16 protein-coding genes and 1 pseudogene are annotated in these 20,338 nt (G+C 33.2%); 10 read left to right on the top strand and 7 right to left on the bottom strand.

Annotation, left to right across the window (positions count from 1 at the left end; genetic code table 11):
- Genes EQM05_RS12650 through EQM05_RS12635 form a run of 4 tightly spaced genes read left to right on the top strand, consistent with a single transcriptional unit; the run spans window position 1 to window position 4,352 of the window.
- Complete coding sequence (locus tag EQM05_RS12650) at window positions 1-966, top strand: glycosyltransferase family 2 protein (RefSeq protein ID WP_128750363.1); 966 nt, start codon at window positions 1-3, stop codon at window positions 964-966.
- Between the two features lie 46 nt (window positions 967-1,012).
- Entirely contained in the window at window positions 1,013-2,860 is a 1,848-nt protein-coding gene (locus EQM05_RS12645; RefSeq protein WP_128751119.1) for a nucleoside-diphosphate sugar epimerase/dehydratase, read from the top strand.
- A gap of 12 nt (window positions 2,861-2,872) precedes the next feature.
- On the top strand, window positions 2,873-3,433 hold the full coding sequence (locus EQM05_RS12640; RefSeq protein WP_128750362.1) for a sugar transferase: 561 nt from the start codon (window positions 2,873-2,875) through the stop codon (window positions 3,431-3,433).
- A 25-nt stretch (window positions 3,434-3,458) separates the two neighbouring features.
- Complete coding sequence (locus EQM05_RS12635) at window positions 3,459-4,352, top strand: NAD-dependent epimerase/dehydratase family protein (RefSeq protein WP_128750361.1); 894 nt, start codon at window positions 3,459-3,461, stop codon at window positions 4,350-4,352.
- Between the two features lie 538 nt (window positions 4,353-4,890).
- Here EQM05_RS12635 and EQM05_RS12630 read toward each other — a convergent pair.
- Window positions 4,891-6,360, bottom strand: a complete 1,470-nt coding sequence (locus tag EQM05_RS12630) for an ISLre2 family transposase (protein WP_164917295.1) — start codon at window positions 6,358-6,360, stop codon at window positions 4,891-4,893.
- Between the two features lie 315 nt (window positions 6,361-6,675).
- On the opposite strand from EQM05_RS12630, the gene EQM05_RS12625 reads away from it, so the two are divergent.
- The gene (locus tag EQM05_RS12625; protein WP_128750359.1) at window positions 6,676-6,879 is read left to right on the top strand and encodes a hypothetical protein; all 204 of its coding nucleotides are present in this window, start codon (window positions 6,676-6,678) and stop codon (window positions 6,877-6,879) included.
- Window positions 6,880-7,077: 198 nt separating this feature from the next.
- Here EQM05_RS12625 and tagD read toward each other — a convergent pair whose 3' ends face one another.
- Together tagD and EQM05_RS12615 are read right to left on the bottom strand one after the other, a co-directional pair.
- Window positions 7,078-7,470 carry a glycerol-3-phosphate cytidylyltransferase gene (gene tagD / locus EQM05_RS12620; protein ID WP_128750358.1) on the bottom strand — a complete coding sequence of 131 codons (393 nt, stop codon included), beginning with the start codon at window positions 7,468-7,470 and terminating at the stop codon, window positions 7,078-7,080.
- 1 nt (window position 7,471) lies between these two features.
- Complete coding sequence (locus EQM05_RS12615) at window positions 7,472-8,632, bottom strand: CDP-glycerol glycerophosphotransferase family protein (RefSeq protein ID WP_164917294.1); 1,161 nt, start codon at window positions 8,630-8,632, stop codon at window positions 7,472-7,474.
- 157 nt (window positions 8,633-8,789) lie between these two features.
- On the opposite strand from EQM05_RS12615, the gene rfbD reads away from it, so the two are divergent.
- From rfbD to EQM05_RS12595, 4 genes and pseudogenes are all read left to right on the top strand, one after another.
- Window positions 8,790-9,629: a dTDP-4-dehydrorhamnose reductase gene (rfbD, locus tag EQM05_RS12610; RefSeq protein WP_128750356.1), complete on the top strand. Its 840-nt coding sequence runs from the start codon at window positions 8,790-8,792 to the stop codon at window positions 9,627-9,629.
- A gap of 227 nt (window positions 9,630-9,856) precedes the next feature.
- Window positions 9,857-10,316 (top strand): annotated as a pseudogene (locus tag EQM05_RS12605) (recombinase family protein).
- Window positions 10,288-11,451, top strand: coding sequence for an RNA-guided endonuclease TnpB family protein (locus tag EQM05_RS12600; protein WP_128750355.1), 1,164 nt, complete (start codon window positions 10,288-10,290; stop codon window positions 11,449-11,451). Before EQM05_RS12605 ends, EQM05_RS12600 begins: the two are co-directional and overlap by 29 nt.
- Window positions 11,452-11,611: 160 nt before the next feature.
- Window positions 11,612-13,972, top strand: coding sequence for an Ig-like domain-containing protein (locus EQM05_RS12595; protein WP_128750354.1), 2,361 nt, complete (start codon window positions 11,612-11,614; stop codon window positions 13,970-13,972).
- A 123-nt stretch (window positions 13,973-14,095) separates the two neighbouring features.
- Here EQM05_RS12595 and EQM05_RS12590 read toward each other — a convergent pair whose 3' ends face one another.
- From EQM05_RS12590 to EQM05_RS12575, 4 genes are read right to left on the bottom strand one after another with little or no spacing between them, the layout of a single operon-like run.
- Window positions 14,096-14,398: an EamA family transporter gene (locus tag EQM05_RS12590; protein ID WP_243108070.1), complete on the bottom strand. Its 303-nt coding sequence runs from the start codon at window positions 14,396-14,398 to the stop codon at window positions 14,096-14,098.
- Between the two features lie 28 nt (window positions 14,399-14,426).
- Window positions 14,427-14,765 (bottom strand): EamA family transporter, encoded by a 339-nt coding sequence (locus EQM05_RS12585; protein WP_128750353.1) that lies wholly within the window; start codon window positions 14,763-14,765, stop codon window positions 14,427-14,429.
- A gap of 23 nt (window positions 14,766-14,788) precedes the next feature.
- Entirely contained in the window at window positions 14,789-16,720 is a 1,932-nt protein-coding gene (locus tag EQM05_RS12580) for a hypothetical protein (protein WP_128750352.1), read from the bottom strand.
- A 22-nt stretch (window positions 16,721-16,742) separates the two neighbouring features.
- Window positions 16,743-17,687, bottom strand: coding sequence for a glycosyltransferase family 2 protein (locus EQM05_RS12575; RefSeq protein ID WP_128750351.1), 945 nt, complete (start codon window positions 17,685-17,687; stop codon window positions 16,743-16,745).
- Window positions 17,688-17,885: 198 nt separating this feature from the next.
- Here EQM05_RS12575 and secA point away from each other — a divergent pair, with 198 nt between their 5' ends.
- Entirely contained in the window at window positions 17,886-20,222 is a 2,337-nt protein-coding gene (secA, locus tag EQM05_RS12570; RefSeq protein ID WP_128750350.1) for a preprotein translocase subunit SecA, read from the top strand.
- The last annotated feature ends 116 nt before the right edge of the window (window positions 20,223-20,338 follow it).

Here is a 20,338-nt window from a genome sequence, read left to right as displayed (position 1 = left end):
ATGGACGTTTCAATTATAATAGTAAATTACAATACAAAGGATTTACTGAGGGACTGCATTAAGTCAATTAAGGAAACCACAAAGGATCTGGAATATGAAATCATTGTTTCAGATAATAAATCCTCGGATGGATCTTCTGAAATGCTTAAGGAAGAATTTAAAGATGTTATCCTTTTGGAAAATGAGAGAAATGGCGGATTTGCATATGCAAATAATAAGGGAATAAAAATTGCAAAGGGAAAGTATATTTTTTTGCTTAATAGTGATACTATTGTACTGGAAAATTCCATACTTAACATGTATAATTACATGGAAGAAAACACTTACATAGGCATACTAGGACCTAAGCTTTTAAATGCTGATTTAAGTGAGCAGACATCTGTGTTTGCATATCCCACTGTGTTTAAGGAATTTGCATCTATATTTGAAATGAAAAAGCTTTTAAAGAATAAATACATAAGAAAAGTTTTATTAAAATTCTCAGATAAGGCACTGCCAAACGATGTTAATCAGTATATGAAGAATTTTAAGGAAAGCAAAAGTATTGAGCAGGTGGAGGTTCTTGTGGGAGCAGCCATGTTCATAAGACGTGACGTTATAAATGCCATAGGAGGGCTGGATGAGTCATACTTCATGTATTATGAGGAAATAGACTACTGCCTGAATTCAGCAAAGCATGGATGGCCCTGCGTATTTTATCCTTATTCTGAGATAATACACTTAATTGGACAGTCAAGCAAAAAGGTAAGTTTAATAACATTTATGGCAAGATATGAAAGCATGCTGCACTATTTTGAAAAAAATCACGGAAAAGGCCAGAAATTAGCAGTTAAATTTATTTTGATAATAGGATTAACATACAGACTCATAAGAGACTTTTTTAAATATAAAATAACCAGAAATGAAATCTGTCACAGCAATTTAAAGGCATATAAAAACACCATTAAAATGGCATTTGGAAAGTGATATTAATAAATACTAAGGTTTAGGAGGTAACAACAACGTGCATAAGATGGTAAGGAATACTAAGCTTGTTATTCTGGACATGATAATAATAAATTTTACTACTTTATTTGCATTATATTTAAGGTTCGACTGGAACATACCACAGATACAAATGGAATTCTATTACAGCATGATCATACCTATGTGTATCCTTATATATATTAATAACAGGACTTTTGACCTGTACACAATATTGTGGAAATACGCCAGCATAGATGAACTCTTTGCAACTTTAAAATCCGTTACTCTGTTTACTATAGAATATTCCATAGTAGGCTATTTCCTTTTACATAAATTATTTGGATATGCGTTATACAGATTTCCATATTCCATAATAATAATTTCATGGATGCTTAATGTAGTTATGATTGGAGGCTCCAGATTCTTCTTAAGAATGGTGGACAATAACGGCAAGTACGAAAAATGCAATCCCAAAAGCAGCAAGAACACCCTTATTATAGGTGCAGGGGATGCAGGCAGCCTTCTTATTAAGGAATTAAAGAAACATAAGGAAGTAGAGGAATACCCTGTTGCAGTTATAGATGATGACTTGTCTAAGGCAGGGAAAAAAATTAACGGTGTGCCTATAGTAGGAGACAGGACAAAGATAAAAGAAGCCATTGAAAACTTTGATATTGAAGAAGTTATAATGGCAATACCAACTATAGATACAGACAATAAAAAGCAGATATTTGATATATGCAAGGAATTTAATGTAAAGCTTAAAACAATACCAGGCATTTACGAAATAGTTGAAGGAACTGTTAATATAAGCAAAATAAGGAATGTAAACATTGAGGACTTACTTGGAAGGGAATCTGTAAAGCTTGATACAGCAGGTATTGATGAATTCATAAAGGGCAAAGTTGTACTTGTTACAGGCGGCGGAGGCTCCATAGGATCAGAGATCTGCAGACAGGTAGCTAAATTTTCTCCAAAGAAGCTTATAATTTTAGATATTTATGAAAACAATGCCTATGATCTTCAGATGGAGTTAAATTACACCCACCCAGAGCTGGATAAGTTTGTAGCCATTGCATCAGTAAGAGACAGAAATAAAATTGAAGCTGTTTTTAATAAATTTAAACCTGATGTGGTTTTCCATGCTGCAGCACATAAACATGTGCCTCTCATGGAGGATAACCCTTCAGAAGTAATTAAGAATAATATTGTAGGTACACTTAATGTGGCTGAATGTGCCAGTGAAACAGGAGTTAAGAAGTTTGTAATAATTTCCACAGACAAAGCTGTAAACCCTACAAGTATAATGGGTGCCAGCAAACGTGTATGTGAAATGATAATACAGTCTATTAATAACGTGAGCAAAACTGAGTTTGTAGCAGTTAGATTTGGAAATGTTCTTGGAAGCAGCGGTTCAGTTATACCTTTATTTAAAAAGCAGATTGAAAATGGAGGCCCTGTAACTGTTACTCATCCTGATATAAACAGATTCTTTATGACCATTCCTGAAGCTTCTCAGCTGGTTATCCAGGCAGGAGCTATGGCAAAGGGCGGAGAGATATTTGTGCTGGATATGGGTAAGCCTGTAAAAATTGTGGATCTTGCAAGGGATTTAATTAAACTTTCAGGACTTGAACCAGACAAGGATATTAAAATTAAATTTACAGGACTTAGACCTGGAGAAAAATTATATGAAGAAATTCTTATAAATAAGGATACTCTCACCAAAACTGCACACAATAAGATATTTGTTGAAAACCCACAGTATTTTGATTTCCGTGAGCTGAAGGATGAAATTAAAAAGCTTGAAGATGTGAGCAGAGATACTAATGATGATCATATATTTGCTGCAATGGAAGATCTGGTGCCCACATACAAAAGGAAGAAGAACTAACGGAGGGCTGTTATGAAAAGAATATTAGATTTGCTTTTTTCTCTTTTGTTTTTAATAATATTCAGTCCTATTTTAATAATAATAAGTATAATAATTAAAATGGATTCAAAGGGCCCTGTTTTTTTTAGGCAGAGAAGAATTGGAAAAGACAAAGAGGAGTTTCTTATATATAAGTTCAGGACCATGTATGTTAATACACCTAATCTGGCAACAGATAAGTTTACCAATGCAGCAAGCTACATAACAAAGATAGGTTCATTTTTAAGAAAAACCAGCTTGGATGAGCTGCCTCAGATATTAAATATAATTAAGGGTGAAATGAGCTTTGTAGGTCCAAGGCCCGCACTGTACAACCAATATGAACTTATAGAAATGAGAGACAAAAAAGGTGTAAACAAATGTGTGCCAGGGTTAACAGGATATGCACAGGTAAACGGAAGAGATAATGTAACAGATGAAGAAAAGACTGCACTGGATGAATACTATGTGCGGAATAAAAGTTTAGCACTGGATTTTAAAATTATAATAAATACATTTGTCAATGTGTTACTTAAGAAGGATATAACAAATTAAAACACATTTAAAGGGGTAATTCCATATGATATTAGTTACAGGAGCTACATCACAGCTTGGAGAGGTAATAGTTAAAAAGCTTGTAAAAAGAAATGAAAATGTAAGATGCTTTGTTAGAAAAAGCAGTAAAATTGACATACTTAAAGATACAGGAGTGGAGTTTGCTTTTGGAGATTTCACTGATGAAGACTCTATATACAATGCAGTTGAAGGGGTTGACTATATAATACATATAGGAGGCATCTGGCATGCAAAGTATTTTCTCAATGCTCTTGACAGTCAAAACAGGTTAATTAAGAAAGCTGTATTTGTAGGCTCTACCAGCAGATTTCAAAAGATAAACAGCAAGGATCCAAAGGAAATTAACCTGGTTGAAAGAATGAAAAGTGCTGAGGCCATTATTAACAGCAGCAGACAGAACACAGTAATTATAAGACCTACCATGTTGTACGGCATTGATAAGGACAAAAATATTTTAACTCTCATAAACTTTATGAATAAGTATAAATTCTTTCCTATAATAGGAAAGGGTAATGGCTTAAAGCAGCCTGTTCATGTTTATGATGTGGCAGATGCAGTAATTACTTCTATGTTTAATGAAAAGCTGAATAAAAATGAATACAATATTCCTGGAGCAGATCCTATAGAATACAGCAAAATGATATATGAAATAAAGAAAAATTTAAATAGACCCATACTTATAATGCATATACCTGTAGCCATGGCAAGATTGGGCTTCCTTGGGTATAAACTTATAAAACCTAAAACAATTATTAATATGTCCATGATTAACAGAGTAAATAAGAGTTTTACCTTTGACTATGAAACTGCTAAAAGGGACTTTGGATATTCACCAATGACATTTGAGCAGGGAGTGAAGATACAGATAGATTACTTGAGGGAAAAGGGAAAGATTTAACTAAGAGGTAAGAGGTAAGAGGTTTTTTAAGTAAGAAGTAAGAAGTAAGAGTCGCGTAAATTAGATATGATTAATTAAAATTGGAAATTACTATGGGAGGCAAACTCCTGTAGTAATTTTTATTTTTTTGCTATTACTAAATATGGAATATTTGCTTCTGGAAAGGCAGTTTTCAATGTCTTCAGTCCATCCATCTATGCAATTATAATTGATATTAATTATAGAAAAAATGTCAAAAAAAATAATAGCCCCAGCCACAATTGGATAGCTACTATTTTTTAGTTAAATACTAAATAGTGATACCAGTTGCCTAAGCAACTAGTATTGTATACTATAGGGTGTTGAAGCACCCTATTTTTATTTCTATATGTTTACTTATATTATATCAAAATTTATATAATATATAAATTAGTATTAATTGAAAGTCACAGTAAAAATTTATATGGCGCAGCCATTGGTTATTTAGTAATATTATACCTTTCTTGTTTTGGGTAAACTTGCCCGTTACTTTTTGGATTCATTTTCCATAATTACATAACTACAGTATTTCGGCAAAAAAATCAAAGGTCGATAGACCATTTAATATATAACTTGTTCTAGTCTTTTTCCCTTGTCCATATATTATACTGCTTTGCATACTTTCATTATACTTTCTAGCTTTTTTCTGTTCTTTTAGAAGAGCTTTAACCTCATTATTTATAGTTATTTTTGACTCGTTTAACTGCTCTTTGATAACTTTATTTATATTTATGAAGTCTACGACTTTGCTATTTCTCAATATATCTTTAAGTTTTGCTCTTAAATCGCCAGAATGCTTTAGACAAAGTATCTTACTCATATTATTAGCTCCTTGTATAGACCATGCTGTTCCATTATCTTTCATCCTTGAAGCTATAACATTTCTTATGCTGCTTTCCATGGTGCCTAATCCTTTATATTCGACTCCGTCAGGGGGCGCTGGCAAAACAATTTCTTTTCTATCCTCATATCTTGTGAGTGCATCAAAATTATTATTGTAGTAACTATATACTTCTTCTAATTCTTTTTTCCTCTTTTCATCCTCTTCTGAAGCTATAAATTCTTTAAGTTTTTCTAAAACTTTATCATATCTTTTTTTCCTTAGAAGCTTTTTTATTATTTTTCTAGATTCATCACTTTTTATCTTGCGACTTGCCTTCTGAAATATATGAAATAAATCTAGCTGATATATCTTTTGTATATTATTTTCCGTTTCTGCACTAATCCAAGAGGCTCCGTCACCGTTAAGAATAGTGTATTGAATTTTATCTTCGTTATAGATTTCAGCGATACCGCTATTAACTATGTTATCGAAGATCTCTCCTTCTTCATATCCTGAAAAGTATATAGTTCCTGTTGTTCGATAGCTACCGCTATCTTTAACCCAACCTTCATAAACCTTAGCTACTTTAATCTCCTGTTTGTGCTTCTTTCCCTGTATTCTCAAGTAGGCTCCGTCTTTTTCTTCAAAGAGTATATCTACTTCTTTTTTACCTTTAAGTTTTCCTTTTATATACTTTGCAACTCTTTCATTCTCAATCTTACGTATTAAATCACCTAAATAATCCACTTTATTCTTAATAGTTTGATGGCTTATTTTACTTAAAGTTGATTTCTCAATCTTAGCTGCACTTTTTCTATAAGAACTATCAACTGCACTATCAATCATTCTTTCAATAAGATTTTCACTAGTCCTTCCTACTAAATTTAAATCTAAGACTTTGTCCAAAAGAAAAACTCCCTTTTGAGCATACCTATCAATATAATATCTTCTACTAAAAGTTAAATCTCCCATTGTTGTTTGAATTGTTTTTTCTGTTTTAAATTTATACCTATATCTTTTCTTATCTCTACTTTCAGATAACACTTCGTCTAATTTTTCCAACATACTTTTAATAGCTGCTAAACCTGCTTCGCAGACTATCCCAAAAATTTCTTTCTCTATATCATTGAAATTCAACTTCAATTCGTCTAAAATTATATCATTCATATTAAAACTCCCTTCTATATTTGTTGTGGTAAATAAATTATATAAGGTCTTTAATATGAATAAAAGGCCTACCGGCATGGTATTTGCTGGTGGCCTTTCCTTATTTTTTGCCCAAAAATATTTTACTTACTCTAATTGAAAAATAATAGCAAAACAGATGTTATTACTATTAAAAATATGTTATACTAAAAAAGCAAAATATTTTTACATGATTTATGTGGGCAAAAGTATTTGTGTTGACACCTTCTTTCCAAGTACCACAACAACATGGGTGGGTTACGGAGCTAGTAAAAAGCAGGAAAGGAGGTGGTAGAAATGAATAACTCCTTTTTTGCTCTAATTGCTTTATGTGTAACCGCTCTGGCTCTTGTGGCTATGGTGCTTGGATTTTGCTATAAACAGGATAAGGGCGTTTCACTTAAAGGTAAAGCAAAGGCTAATAAGAAAGGTGTTTCATCTGAATTAGCCTTAGATATAGATAACAAAAATAAGAAAGACAAAAAAGAAACTAACCAGTAGCTTTGCGAGAGCAACTGGTTATAAGAAAATTTCCTAAACACATATACAATTAAGCTGATTACAAAATTCGTAACTCACTCTTTACCTTATTCTATCACATTTATTAAAAAAAATACATATCAAAAGTTATAATTTATTTAATATATAAAAAACTCTTACCTCTTAGCTAAAAAAGTTCTTACTTCTTAGTTCTTAGCTTTATCGAGCGTGTAGTAAATCGTATTTGATTTTTGTTGTGGAAATTCCTTTGGTTCTTGGTAAATAAACCACTTGGCAGTATTCTTTAAGGAAGTCGAACTTTCCTCTCCAGTCATCACCCATGACAAATACGTCTACATCATATTTTTTTATGTCTGATATCTTCTGTTCCCAGTTTTCTTCAGGTATTACCTGATCTACATATTTTATAGCTTCTAATATTTCTTTCCTCTCCTCATAGGGGAAATGAGCAGTTTTGTTCTTAATCTGATTAAACCCATCCGTTGACAGTCCTACAATTAAATAATCACCTAAAGCTTTTGCACGCTTGAGTAAATTTACATGGCCATAGTGGAATAAATCAAATGTGCCATAGGTTATTACCTTTTTCAAATTAAAACCTCCCCAAAATGTATTTTATTATTTTATCTGAACTGTTGCCATCATCATAGGTAACAAATTGCCGCCTGACCTTACTCCTCTGGTCTGAATCCAGAGAAGGATCTTTTAAATATGCTTCCATGCTTTTAAGAAGAGAACCAAAGTCAAAGCATATTTTTCCTCCGCATACATCCTTGATGTCATAGTATACTCCTCTGTCTTTTTCACTGTAGTATTTATAATCATATACAAAGTGTATAATTGGTCTGTCTAGTAATAAAAAATCAAAATAGCAGCTTGAATAGTCCGTAATCAGTATATCTGATGAATGGAGAAGTTCCTGTGTATCCACCTTATTTAAATTTATAACATTCTCCTCAGTGGAATTTTTGAATTTGCTATAGCTGGCATTTACAAAGTGCTTCTTTTGTATGATAACTGCATTATATTTATTTAAAAGGGAATTTAGTGCTTCCTCCTGAGAATCATTTAACTTACTAAAATCAAAGGAAAAATCCTTGTTGTCCCTGAAGGTTGGCATATATGTAATTATTTTTTTATCAGGGAATTTATGCCTTGCTGTGTTTTCATTAAAAAAAATATCATTTCTGGGTTGTCCAACTTTTAATATTTTGTCATCTGTTGTATTGAAAGCACTCTTTACCTTATTGCTATATTCATCAGAGGGGGCAATGTAAAGGTCGCAGTCCTCCCATACATTTATTATTTTGCTTTTTAAGCTTTGGAATATATTTTGGTCATTATTTTTAATGGCATCTCTGCCTATTTTTTTAAAGGCAACTCCATGCCAAAGCTGAACCTTGTATGCCTTCTTTATTAAATACATGGGGGATAAATCCACATAGTTATGGGTCATGAAAACCACATCAGCAGTGGCAGCATAATAATCGGCAGTAAATGAACCATATAAAAGAGCTTTGCCTCCATGGCTGTTTATGTATTTAATTTCATCCTTATCTTTTGTTATCCACACAGCTTCAATATCTTTGTAATCCTTTATGACTTTTAAATAAAGATATTTGCTGTTGTCAGAAAAGGAGGTGCCAAACCAGGCTCCAAATACCCACCTGTTTCTTTTTTTAGGAAATAAACGTAAAAATAGAGCAATTATTAGATAACCTGACTGCTTAAGTATTTTAATAGTTTTATTCATCCCTGCCATCCTCGCATTTAGTATTCATATTAATAATACATTTATACAATGACATTATTATGGCAAAGTTGTGAACAAAGTATTAATTTATACTTTATGTAGTATGTGATATAATAAGGATTATTCCTACTTAATTTATTAAGGAGATGTAAATGAAATGAAAATACTTATAACAGGATCAAATGGACAATTGGGAAGAGAATTAACAAGGCAATACAGCAGTGATAAATCTGTAGAACTTATACTGACAGATGTAAATAATCTGGATATTACGGACTATGACAGTGTGCAGAAAATGGTATCAGAAAAAAGACCGGATATTATAATTAACTGTGCAGCTCATACTGCAGTGGACAAGTGCGAGACAGATGTACATAATGCATATAGAATTAATACCATAGGACCAAAGAATCTGGCTGAAGCAGCTTACTCCATTGGGGCTGAAATTGTTCAGATTTCCACAGATTATGTTTTTGATGGACAGGTTAATAAGCCATTAACAGAGTTTGATACACCAAATCCTCAGACAGTTTACGGAGCATCAAAGCTTCAGGGGGAAGAGCTGGTTAAAACTCTTAATCCAAAGCATTATATAGTAAGAACAGCATGGCTGTACGGCGATGGAAATAATTTTGTTAAAACCATGATAAATTTAAGCAAGACACATGACACCATAAAGGTGGTAAATGATCAGTTTGGTACACCTACCAGCACAGTGGATCTTGCAGCAGTAATTATAAAGCTTGTTCGGGAAAAAAATTACGGATTATTCCACTGCACTTGCAAGGGAAAATGCTCATGGTATGATTTTGCAAAGAAAATATTCGAACTGAAGAATATAGATATTAATGTAGTACCATGTACCACAGATGAATTCCCAAGACCTGCAAAAAGGCCGAAATATTCTGTACTTGAAAATTATATGCTGGAGCTTACTACAGGGGACATAACAAGACCTTGGGAAGAAGCAGTAGAGGAATATTTAAAAAACATGTAAAGATATTGTAAAAAGCAGTATGCAGCCTAAAGGCTATTAATACTGCTTTTTATTTTGATTTGGCAGCAATTGCTAAAATATAATTGAATTAAATATCCCATTAAAAACGTATATATGTTAGAATAGTATTATTAACATTAAGAGGAGAGATATAATAGTTTATAAGTTTATATGCAAATATATTCAGACATGATATAACATAACCACCAAAAATGGAGTGATTATATTTGAGTAAGAACTATAAGCCTAAAGAATTTGCTGTATCAGTTTTAACACTATAATGATGGGATAACGCAGGAAAATTAAAAGCATTCGGAACACCAACAAATAGGCGGTTTTATACTTATGAACAGTATAAAGAGTTTATGGGTATAACATCTTCTGGGAAAAAAGTAGTTATATATACAAGAGTTTCAACTTCTAATCAAAAAGATGATTTAAAAAATCAAGTTATATTTCTTAAACAATATGCTAATGTAAAAGGAATTATTGTAGATGAAGTGATTGAAGATTATGGGAGTGGATTGAATTATAATCGCAAAAATGGGATAAACTTATTGATGAGTGAATGACATCTGTAATCTCAATGCTTCATGTTTTTAGCTGCAGAATTTATAGTTTAAGAAAGTATAAAAAAAGATAAAGGAAGATAAAGAAGTTGAAAAAAGCATACAAAACAGAGATTAAACCAACAGAAGAACAGATAATAAAAATTCATCGAACAATTGGTGTAAGCAGGTTCATATATAACTTTTATGTTTCACATAATAAGGAAGTTTATGAAAAAGAAAAAAGATTTGTTAGCGGCATGGATTTTTCTAAATGGCTTAACAATGAGTATATTCCTAACAATGTAGATAAACTTTGGATAAAAGAAGTATCTTCCAAAGCTACTAAACAAGCTATTATGAATGGGGAAAAAGCTTTTAAGAAGTTCTTCAAAGGTGAAACTGGTTTCCCAAAATTCAAGAAAAAGAAAAATCAAGACGTTAAAGCCTACTTTCCCAAAAACAATGAAACTGATTGGACTATTGAAAGACATAGAATTAAGATACCAACTTTAGGCTGGGTTAGACTCAAGGAATATGGTTATATACCAGCTAATGGCATAATAATAAGTGGAACAGTAAGTCAGAAAGCTGACAGATATTATGTTTCTGTATTAGTTGAAGAAGATATTCAAGTAAACAGTAAACGTTGTTCTGAAGGAATAGGGGTGGATTTGGGACTCAAAGATTTTGCAATTTGCAGTAATGGAATAATTAAAAAAAATATAAACAAAACTTCAAGAGTTAAAAAATTGGAAAAGAAACTAAAACGTGAGCAAAGAAAGCTTTCAAGGAAATATGAAAGTTTAAAATTAAGAAATAAAAAAGAGAAAGGGGAAGCTGCTCGTCAAAATATCCAAAAACAAATAATCAAGGTACAAAAACTTCATCAAAAACTTACAAATATTAGAACTGATTATATTAATAAAACAGTAAGTGAGTTAATAAAGCAAAAACCAAGCTTTATAACAATAGAAGATTTAAATATAAAAGGAATGATGAAGAACCGTCATTTAGCAAAGGCAGTTGCACAACAAAAGTTTTATGAATTTAGAATTAAACTTATTTCAAAAGCAAAACAAAATAATATAGAAATAAGAGTAGTTGATAGATTTTATCCAAGTAGTAAAACTTGCAGTTGTTGCGGAAATATTAAAAAGGATTTAAAACTATCAGATAGGGTGTATAAATGTGATAATTGCAATACTTCTATTGATAGAGATTTAAATGCTTCAATCAATTTAGCTAATGCTAAAGAATATAAGATAGCTTAATTAAACAAGCACTTATATGTGTACCGAAGGCTATTTCGGGAATTTACGCCTGTGGAGTGCTATACAAACTGTAGTAGCTTAGGCAAGGCAGGGTACAATGAAACAGGAATTATCTCAGTATGGATACATTTGACCATATTTTGAGTAGCAGGAAGGACCAGTGCAGACTAAAGAAAAAATACCAATAAAGTATATTATGAGTTTTATATTTCTCATAATGTTAATTTTAGGCGGGACCAGGGTTTCTGCCTACAGCAGTCCACTTATGTGTATAGATGAACCAGCTTATGGACAACCTATTACATCAAGTACAACGGTAAGGGGATGGGCACTTAACCCATCAGGAGTAAAAGAAGTAGACATATTAGTAGATGGACAGAATATGGGAACAGCATCCATTGGACTATCAAGACCGGATGTAGCAATAGCTTATCCAGGATATACCAATGGAAGCCAAAGCGGATATACCTATACACTGAGCACAGCCAATTTACAGGCTGGCAGCCATTCACTGGTAGTTAAGGCAGTTGGCAATGATGATACATTTACCAGCAGAAGTATGTCTATAACAGTTCAAAAGCCTGTACCACTGATGAGCATAGACGAGCCAGCTTATGGACAATCTATTACATCAAGTGCAACAGTAAGAGGATGGGCACTGAACCCATCAGGAGTAAAAGAAGTAGACATATTAGTAGATGGAAAGAATATGGGAACAGCAGCTATTGGACTATCAAGACCAGATGTGGCAGCAGCTTATCCCGGATATACTAATGGAAGTCAAAGCGGATATACCTACACTTTAAGTACAAGCGGTATCCTTGGAGGAACTCATAAAGTTACGGTGAAAGCTATGGGCAATGATGGCTCTTTTATCAGCAAAGATATGTCCATATCAGTTCAAAAGCCTGTGCCGCTTATGAGCATGGATGAACCAGCTTATGGACAATCTATTACATCAAGTGCAACAGTAAGAGGATGGGCACTGAACCCATCAGGAGTAAAAAAAGTAGACATATTAGTAGATGGACAGAATATGGGAACAGCAGCTATTGGGCTGTCAAGGCCTGATGTAGCAGCAGCTTACCCAGGGTATACAAATGGAAGCCAAAGCGGATATATCTATACACTGAGCACAGCTAATTTACAGGCTGGAAGCCACTCACTGGTAGTTAAGGCATTTGGCAATGATGGCACATTTACCAGCAGAGATATGTCTATATCAGTTCAAAAGCCTGTACCACTGATGAGCATAGACGAGCCAGCTTATGGACAATCTATTACATCAAGTGCAACAGTAAGAGGATGGGCACTGAACCCATCAGGAGTAAAAGAAGTAGACATATTAGTAGATGGAAAGAATATGGGAACAGCAGCTATTGGACTATCAAGACCTGATGTAGCAGCAGCCTATCCCGAATATTTTAATGGAAGCCAAAGCGGATATACCTACACTTTAAGTACAAGCGGTATCCTTGGAGGAACTCATAAAGTTACGGTGAAAGCCATAGGCAGTGATGACTCTTTTACCACAGGAGATGTATCTATAACAGTTCAAAAACCAAAAGCATATATATATGTAGACAATTTAGGAAATGGACAAGTGCTTAAAGATGACATAAACGTTGTTGGCTGGGTATTGAACCCATCAGGAGTTAAAAAAATAGATATGCTGGTGGATGGACAGTACTCAGGCAGTTCAGTAACAGGACTATCCAGACCTGATGTAGATAGGGCACATCCAGGCTATCCAGGAGGAGCTGAGAGCGGATTTTCCTATATTTTAAGCATGGCTAATATCCAGAATGGAAGACACAGCCTTGCAATAAGGGTACAGGGAAATGACGATTCAGTTCAAGAGCAGCCACTTTATTTCTACAAGGGAATAGGACAGACTATCGTAATAGATCCAGGCCATAATTTTGGCGGAGATGATGGCGCATATAGTACAATTAATGGAGTTACATATGTGGAAAGAGATTTGAATATGCAGCTGGCAGATAAATTAAAAACCAAGCTTCTGAACTTAGGCTATAATGTAATCATGACCAGAGAATCATCAGACAGACCAACAGTTGATTTGAACACCAGCCTTCAAAACAGGGTGAATGTTGCAAATAACTCAGATGCAGTACTGTTTATAAGCATACATCATGATGTTGCAGGCAGTGCAGCTCCAAATGGCATAAGTGCACATTACAGCACCTATAGGCCAAATATAGATCCAAATGGAGTATATTATAGTGATGGTGTTTATTATGATGCTACTCCTTCTAAGGCTGCCATTGACAGTGCAAATTTAGCACAGCAGCTTCTGGATTCACTAGCCACATTAGGCTATGTAAACAGAGGAGCACTTGATCACAATTTATTTGTAACAAAAAATACAAATATGACTTCACTTCTTTTGGAATGCGGATTTATAACCAATCCAACAGAAGCAGCAAGAAATGCCGATGCTTATGAGCAGGATAGATTTGCAGCAAAGATGGCAGAGGTAATAAACAATTTTCTTAATTAAAACAAAGAACAGCTTTGGAAAAACCCAAAGCTGTTCTTTATTTAGTCTTTGACAAAAGTCGGGTGCTGCCTGGTTACATTCGACGAAAACCGGGTGCTACCTGGTAGCATTCGACAAACAATCCTAAAAAATCGCTATAAAGGAAACTCCCGTAATGATGCAGCACAATCCCATTATCTTTTTATTGGTTATTTTTTCATGAAATACATAATAAGAAAAAATCATTGTCCAAATGTATGTTATAGAAGTTAATGGCAATACAATTGAATAATCCAGATAATGAAGAACAAATATATTAAGCAGGGCTGATAAAAGGTACAATCCCCCGCCTATATATAGATTTTTGTTGAAAATAAGCTGTTTTAAGTTCTTGAATGCTGATGCCTTTTTTAAAAAGATAGCAGCAACAGCTCCAATAAAAGTCATAGTGATTAATATTAAATAACATAATATTTTAATCGTCGCCGCCTCCAATCAAAACTACACCAAGTATAATTATTAAAACTCCAATAACCTTCATTAACGTTATATTTTCGTTTAATATGGTTTTTGCAAGAATAATGCTTAAAATATAATTTAAGCTTAACATTGGCTGCAGAACTGACAGGCTGCCGAATTTATATGCCACCAGCATTATTACAGCACCAATGCCATAAAAACCGAAGCCAAGCAGCAAAAATAAGATTCCCTTATCCGTAGACAACTTCCAGAACATTTGTCCTACACATACACATATGGAGGATATACACATTAAAAGAATTCCATATTTGTTTTTTCTAAATGATTCTAACATAATTAACCTCTGTTATTAATTTATTATTTGACCAAATCAAGAGTTATTGTATTATCGCTTTTCTTAACAATTTTATATAATTGCTTATTTTCTATTTTGGCTTGTGGTTTAAAAGCAGCTGAATATTTAGATATAAACTGTTCATCCACATTTTGTAAATATAAGTAATCCCAATTAGCAAGTTCAGTCTGCAACTGCTGTGGAGTTATATTTTTGGTGAATACATCATTTTTATCATATGGTTCACCAAGACTATAGTAAAATCTATTGCAATATCTTGGCAGAGTTAAATAAGAAATTATAAAGTTTTTGTAGCAATTATCATGTTGAGCAATAATGAATATCTCATCACTATCCTTAGTTCTGCTATTTATAATATTAGCATCCCCACTGCAGATACTTGTAGCAGATTTATAATGAATTGCGGGAATAAAGTTTTTAATAGTACTGGAATTAAACAATATTATCCACATAAATAAAATAACTGCTCCTACTTTAGTGAATGAAGTTTCATGTTTTTCAGATTCTTTTTTTCCTTCAATAAATAAAAACAACATCATTGCCAGGTCAAAAACAGCAAACCAGTAAGTATTAAGATATCTGTAAACAGAAGCTAATTTTGGCCCTTCATATGGTCCAAAGTTAAATACATACAATAGGAGCATGGCAAAAGCATAGCCAATAGCACCTAAAAACAACATTATGTTTAATGCTGTTATCTGTTTCTCCGCAAAATACTTTTTACCATATTTCTGAATAATCCAAAATACTGCCACTGCTAAAAGCATAAGCTGCCAATATGATAAAGAAACAGGTCTGTCAAACAGCGGACTGTTTCCAACATACCTTACAAAATTCACTAAAGCCTGATGCTGCCAGGCTTCCCCGCTTGTTCCCTTTGCTATACCTATTAAACTGGAAGCTTTTATACTGGATATACTAAACTGCCTTGGTATACCATTGGATATTACATATTTATCCCATGAAAATGTGAACATGTATGGGATAATGGCAATAATAAAGAATATAAGTAAAACTGAAATCAATGTTTTCTTAAGATTTTTTTCTTTAAATTCACCAGTTTTTTCGGTTTTATTCAAAATAATATAATTCACTGCATATATACCAAGCACTAATAAAAAAAATGGAAGTCCCATTTGTTTTATTAAAAGAAGAAAGGACAATGCAACAGATATCCTAAACAAATTAAATTTTGTTGTTTTTTTCTCACAAATCACAATAAATATACTATAAGCTAAGGTTAAACCAAGTATGCAGTCAGTATCAATTGTCTGATAAAAGCTTGCTTCTCCTACTCTGATTACAACATTAACAGAAAGAATTGCAAATGTAATTAATATTAATTTAATAAGGAAGTTAAAACCTTTCTTCCAATTAATCTTAGAAAGAGCAGGTAAAAATAATGATAATGATAATGTCTGCAGACTTCTGTATAAATAGGCTTCTTTATAACCTCCACATAATTTGCACCATATAGTTTCAAAAATAGTAATTATAGGAGGATAATCTTTATGAACTGTAAGCATAGATTCACGTACACTGTACAATTTGTCTAAACGAAAGGTTTCCTTCACCATAGGTCCCCAGTGTGATATTTCGTCCCATTCCATAAATCCCCTGTTAAAATTTAAAATGAAAATAAAAACGTAAATAATTATGAAAATAAAAAAAGACGGAGTAAATAAATTATTATATAAATCATCACTGCCTTTATGCCTCATTGTCAGAACAGCTGCTATTATAGGAAAGATAACTGCAATTAAATATATAATATAATATCCAATTCTCATATGCCCCATAAATGCAAAAATAAATACTATGAGAGCGCTAAGCATTAACGAAACAGGCAGCACTTCTTCAAAGCGTCGTTTAGTTACAAATATCATTGTGCCGGAACTACAGACTATAAATAATAAAGGTAAAATAAAACTCATTAAGTATCACTCTCTTCAACTTTTATTTAATCGTTTTATACAGAAGATTGTTCATTAGCAATTCATATAGCTGTTTACTTTTCTTTACTTCAACATTCAGGATTACACCTACTAAAAATGTTAATAATGAACTTACACCAAAAACTCCGCATACTATTAATGTAGGAAATTTCATTACTAATCCCGTTTGCATATAACCTGATAATACAGGTATAAAGAGACAAATAGCTATAATTAAAAATATCAGCGAGATAGTTCCAAAAAAAGCAAAAGGTTTATAATCCTCAAATAATCTGAAAATAGTTCTAAGTACCTTAAAACCGTCGGAATAAGTGTTTAGTTTTGACTCAGATCCTTGTGGCCTGTCTCTGTAAGTAACAGGTATTTCTTTTAATAAAAAGTTTTTATCAACTGCATGTATAGTCATTTCCGTTTCGATTTCAAACCCCTTTGACAATACAGGGAACCCCTTTACAAATGGTTTACTGAAAGCCCTGTACCCCGTCATAATATCATTTATATTTGAACCAAATAAAAGGTTTATGAGTTTCCTTACAAGTACATTTCCAAAGTTGTGAAATCTGCGTTTATTTTCAGTAAAGTAAGTTGATGACAGTCTGTCTCCGATAACCATATCAGCCTGCCCTTTTAAAACATATTCAACCATTTCAGGTGCAAATTCTGCAGGGTATGTATCATCACCATCAATCATTAAGTAGCAGTCAGCATCGATATCCCTGAACATGCTTCTTATTACATTTCCTTTGCCTTGCCTGTATTCATTTTTAAGAAATATCTTTTTGTCGCTCTTTGCCATGTTTTCCACTATTTCAGCAGTTTTATCTTTTGAATTGTTATTGTAAACGTAAATATCTGACTCAGGAATAAATTTTCTATAGTCCTCTATAACCTTTTTAACTGTTTTTTCCTCATTATAGCATGGAATGAGTACCGCGATCTTTGACATAAGCATACCTTCCTTATCATAAATTTGAATTTTAAGTGTAATTATATTTTTTATTGTCATTAAAATACAAACATATTATAGTATATCATAACAAAGAGTATTTCAAAAGATTGAAGATTTAATCTTTAGTTTATAAAGTATTTATTGTATAATTAAATCTAACGGCTATTTTACAATACATATTTTGGAGGGATTTAATTGAACATTTCTAATATACTTGGCAGTTACAGTAAAAGAGAAGTAAAAAGAATTTTACCTATGGTAAATAAGATAATGGATTTAGATGATGAAATCACAAAGCTTTCAGATGAACAGCTTAAAAATAAAACATATGAATTTAAGGAAAGACTTGCAAAGGGAGAAACACTGGATGATATTTTAGTGGAGGCCTTTGCAGTGGTGAGAGAGGCTTCATGGAGGGTGCTTAAAATGAAACCCTTTAAGGTACAGCTAATTGGCGGTGTTGTGCTGCACCAGGGAAGAGTGGCAGAGATGAAGACAGGTGAAGGTAAGACGCTTGTGGCCACATGCCCTGCGTATTTAAATGCCCTTGCAGGAAAAGGAGTACATATAATAACAGTTAATGATTATCTGGCTGAAAGAGATAAAACTGAAATGGGAAAGGTATATGACTTTCTGGGACTTACCACAGGGGTTATATTAAATAGCATGGATCCTAATGAAAGGAGAAAAGCCTATAACTGTGATATAACATATGGGACAAACAGTGAGTACGGCTTTGATTACCTTCGTGACAATATGGTTATAACTCCTGCAGAAAGAGTGCAGAGAGGACTTAATTTTGCCATTGTAGATGAGGTGGATTCCATATTTATAGATGAAGCAAGGACACCTCTTATAATTGCACAGCAGGGAGGAAAATCTACAGAAATCTACAGAATTGCAGACAGGCTGGCAAAGTCCATGAAAGAGGAAGTGGACTTTAATATAGATGAAAAGACAAAGGCAATAATGATTACTGATGAGGGTATGGACAAGGCAGAAAAATGCTTTGGAATGAAGAACTTTGCAGATGCCTCCAACATGGAGCTGCAGCATCACACCATAATTGCCCTTAGAGCAAATTATACCATGGACAATGGAGTGGATTACATTGTTCGTGATGGAGAGGTAATGATTGTAGATAAATTTACTGGAAGAGTCATGGATGGAAGAAGGTTCAATGAAGGACTTCACCAGGCACTAGAGGCAAAGGAAGGTGTAAAGGTACAGGAGGAAAATGATACTCTGGCTACTATTACATATCAGAACTTTTTCAGGCTTTATAATAAGGTTTCTGGTATGTCCGGTACTGCTGAAACAGAGGAAGAGGAATTCAGGGACATATATGACATGGACGTTGTGGTTATACCTACAAATAAACCTGTTATAAGAAATGACAGAGATGATGTGCTTTATAAAACTGAATATGATAAATTTAAAGCTGTAGTGGATGAAATAGAAAGCACTCATAAAAAGGGACAGCCTGTTCTGGCTGGAACAGCTTCAGTGGAAAAGTCGGAAATATTATCATTTATGCTAAAGAAAAAGGGAATACACCATCAGGTTTTAAATGCCAAGCAGCATGCAAAGGAAGCACAGATTGTGGCTAAGGCAGGACAAAAGGGTACAGTAACCATTGCCACCAATATGGCAGGAAGAGGTACTGATATAAAGCTTGGTGAAGGAGTTAAAGAGCTTGGAGGCCTAAAGATAATAGGCACAGAGAGACATGAGGCTAGAAGAATAGACAATCAGCTTAGAGGACGTTCAGGAAGACAGGGAGACCCTGGAGAATCAGTATTCTATGTATCTCTTGAGGATGACATTGTAAAAAGATTTGCAGAGGACAGGCTGGAAAACCTGGAGAAATCAGTTGAAATTAATGAAAAGGGTCCTATAGAAAATAAAAAATTAAGAGAAATTGTGGAGATTGCACAGCACAATGTGGAGTCCACAAATCTTGAAACAAGAAAAAATCTTGTTAAATATGACAAGGTATTAAGCATACAAAGAGAGCTTATATACAAGCAGAGAAATGAAGTAGTTGACAAAGAGGACATAAGTGATGTTATTGAAATCATGATTAAGGGTATATTGGATACAGAGGTGACTAAACATGTCACCAGCCAGGATGAAAAGTATCAGCAGGATGTGGCAGGGCTTTTGGTATATTTAAAGGATATATTTGGCCATGAAGAACCCTTTGACAAATATTCCTGTTTTGATTTAACTGAAATAAAAAACAGCTTATATGATGTTTATTTAAATATATATCACAATAAAAAAGCAGAACTTGGAGAAGAAATGAACATGGCGGAAAAAGCCATACTTTTAAGGTCAGTGGACAGAAAATGGGTAGAGCACATTGAAACCATGGATAACCTTAAAAAATATATAACATTCCAGTCTTACAGGCAGACAGATCCTGCTGTGGCCTATGGAATAGAGGGAAGTCAGGTTTTTGATGATATGGTTTATGATTTAAAAAAAGAAGTGGTTAAATATATATTCCATGTAAAAATAAACAATTAAATAATAATTTAGAAAGTATTCACTAAAAGTTTAACAAGAATTCAATATTTTTGTTAAATTTTTAGTGTTCTTTCATATTTATGAAGGAATATTGGAATTTATATAGAATATAAATA

It is taken from the genome of Clostridium sp. JN-9, assembly GCF_004103695.1.
In the GTDB taxonomy this organism is placed as follows: Bacteria; Bacillota; Clostridia; order Clostridiales; family Clostridiaceae; genus JN-9.
The sequence above is the reverse complement of the archived record's forward strand: the minus strand, read 5'-3'. Positions and strand labels throughout refer to the sequence as shown.

Excerpts from the sequence above, each read along its gene's own strand:
- EQM05_RS12650 (WP_128750363.1), top strand. The coding sequence starts at position 1 with ATGGACGTTTCAATTATAATAGTAAATTACAATACAAAGGATTTACTG.
- EQM05_RS12645 (WP_128751119.1), top strand. The coding sequence starts at position 1,013 with ATGGTAAGGAATACTAAGCTTGTTATTCTGGACATGATAATAATAAAT.
- EQM05_RS12640 (WP_128750362.1), top strand. The coding sequence starts at position 2,873 with ATGAAAAGAATATTAGATTTGCTTTTTTCTCTTTTGTTTTTAATAATA.
- EQM05_RS12635 (WP_128750361.1), top strand. The coding sequence starts at position 3,459 with ATGATATTAGTTACAGGAGCTACATCACAGCTTGGAGAGGTAATAGTT.
- EQM05_RS12630 (WP_164917295.1), bottom strand. The coding sequence starts at position 6,360 with ATGAATGATATAATTTTAGACGAATTGAAGTTGAATTTCAATGATATA.
- EQM05_RS12625 (WP_128750359.1), top strand. The coding sequence starts at position 6,676 with ATGAATAACTCCTTTTTTGCTCTAATTGCTTTATGTGTAACCGCTCTG.
- EQM05_RS12615 (WP_164917294.1), bottom strand. The coding sequence starts at position 8,632 with ATGAATAAAACTATTAAAATACTTAAGCAGTCAGGTTATCTAATAATT.
- rfbD (WP_128750356.1), top strand. The coding sequence starts at position 8,790 with ATGAAAATACTTATAACAGGATCAAATGGACAATTGGGAAGAGAATTA.
- EQM05_RS12590 (WP_243108070.1), bottom strand. The coding sequence starts at position 14,398 with ATGACTTTTATTGGAGCTGTTGCTGCTATCTTTTTAAAAAAGGCATCA.
- EQM05_RS12585 (WP_128750353.1), bottom strand. The coding sequence starts at position 14,765 with ATGTTAGAATCATTTAGAAAAAACAAATATGGAATTCTTTTAATGTGT.
- EQM05_RS12580 (WP_128750352.1), bottom strand. The coding sequence starts at position 16,720 with ATGAGTTTTATTTTACCTTTATTATTTATAGTCTGTAGTTCCGGCACA.
- EQM05_RS12575 (WP_128750351.1), bottom strand. The coding sequence starts at position 17,687 with ATGTCAAAGATCGCGGTACTCATTCCATGCTATAATGAGGAAAAAACA.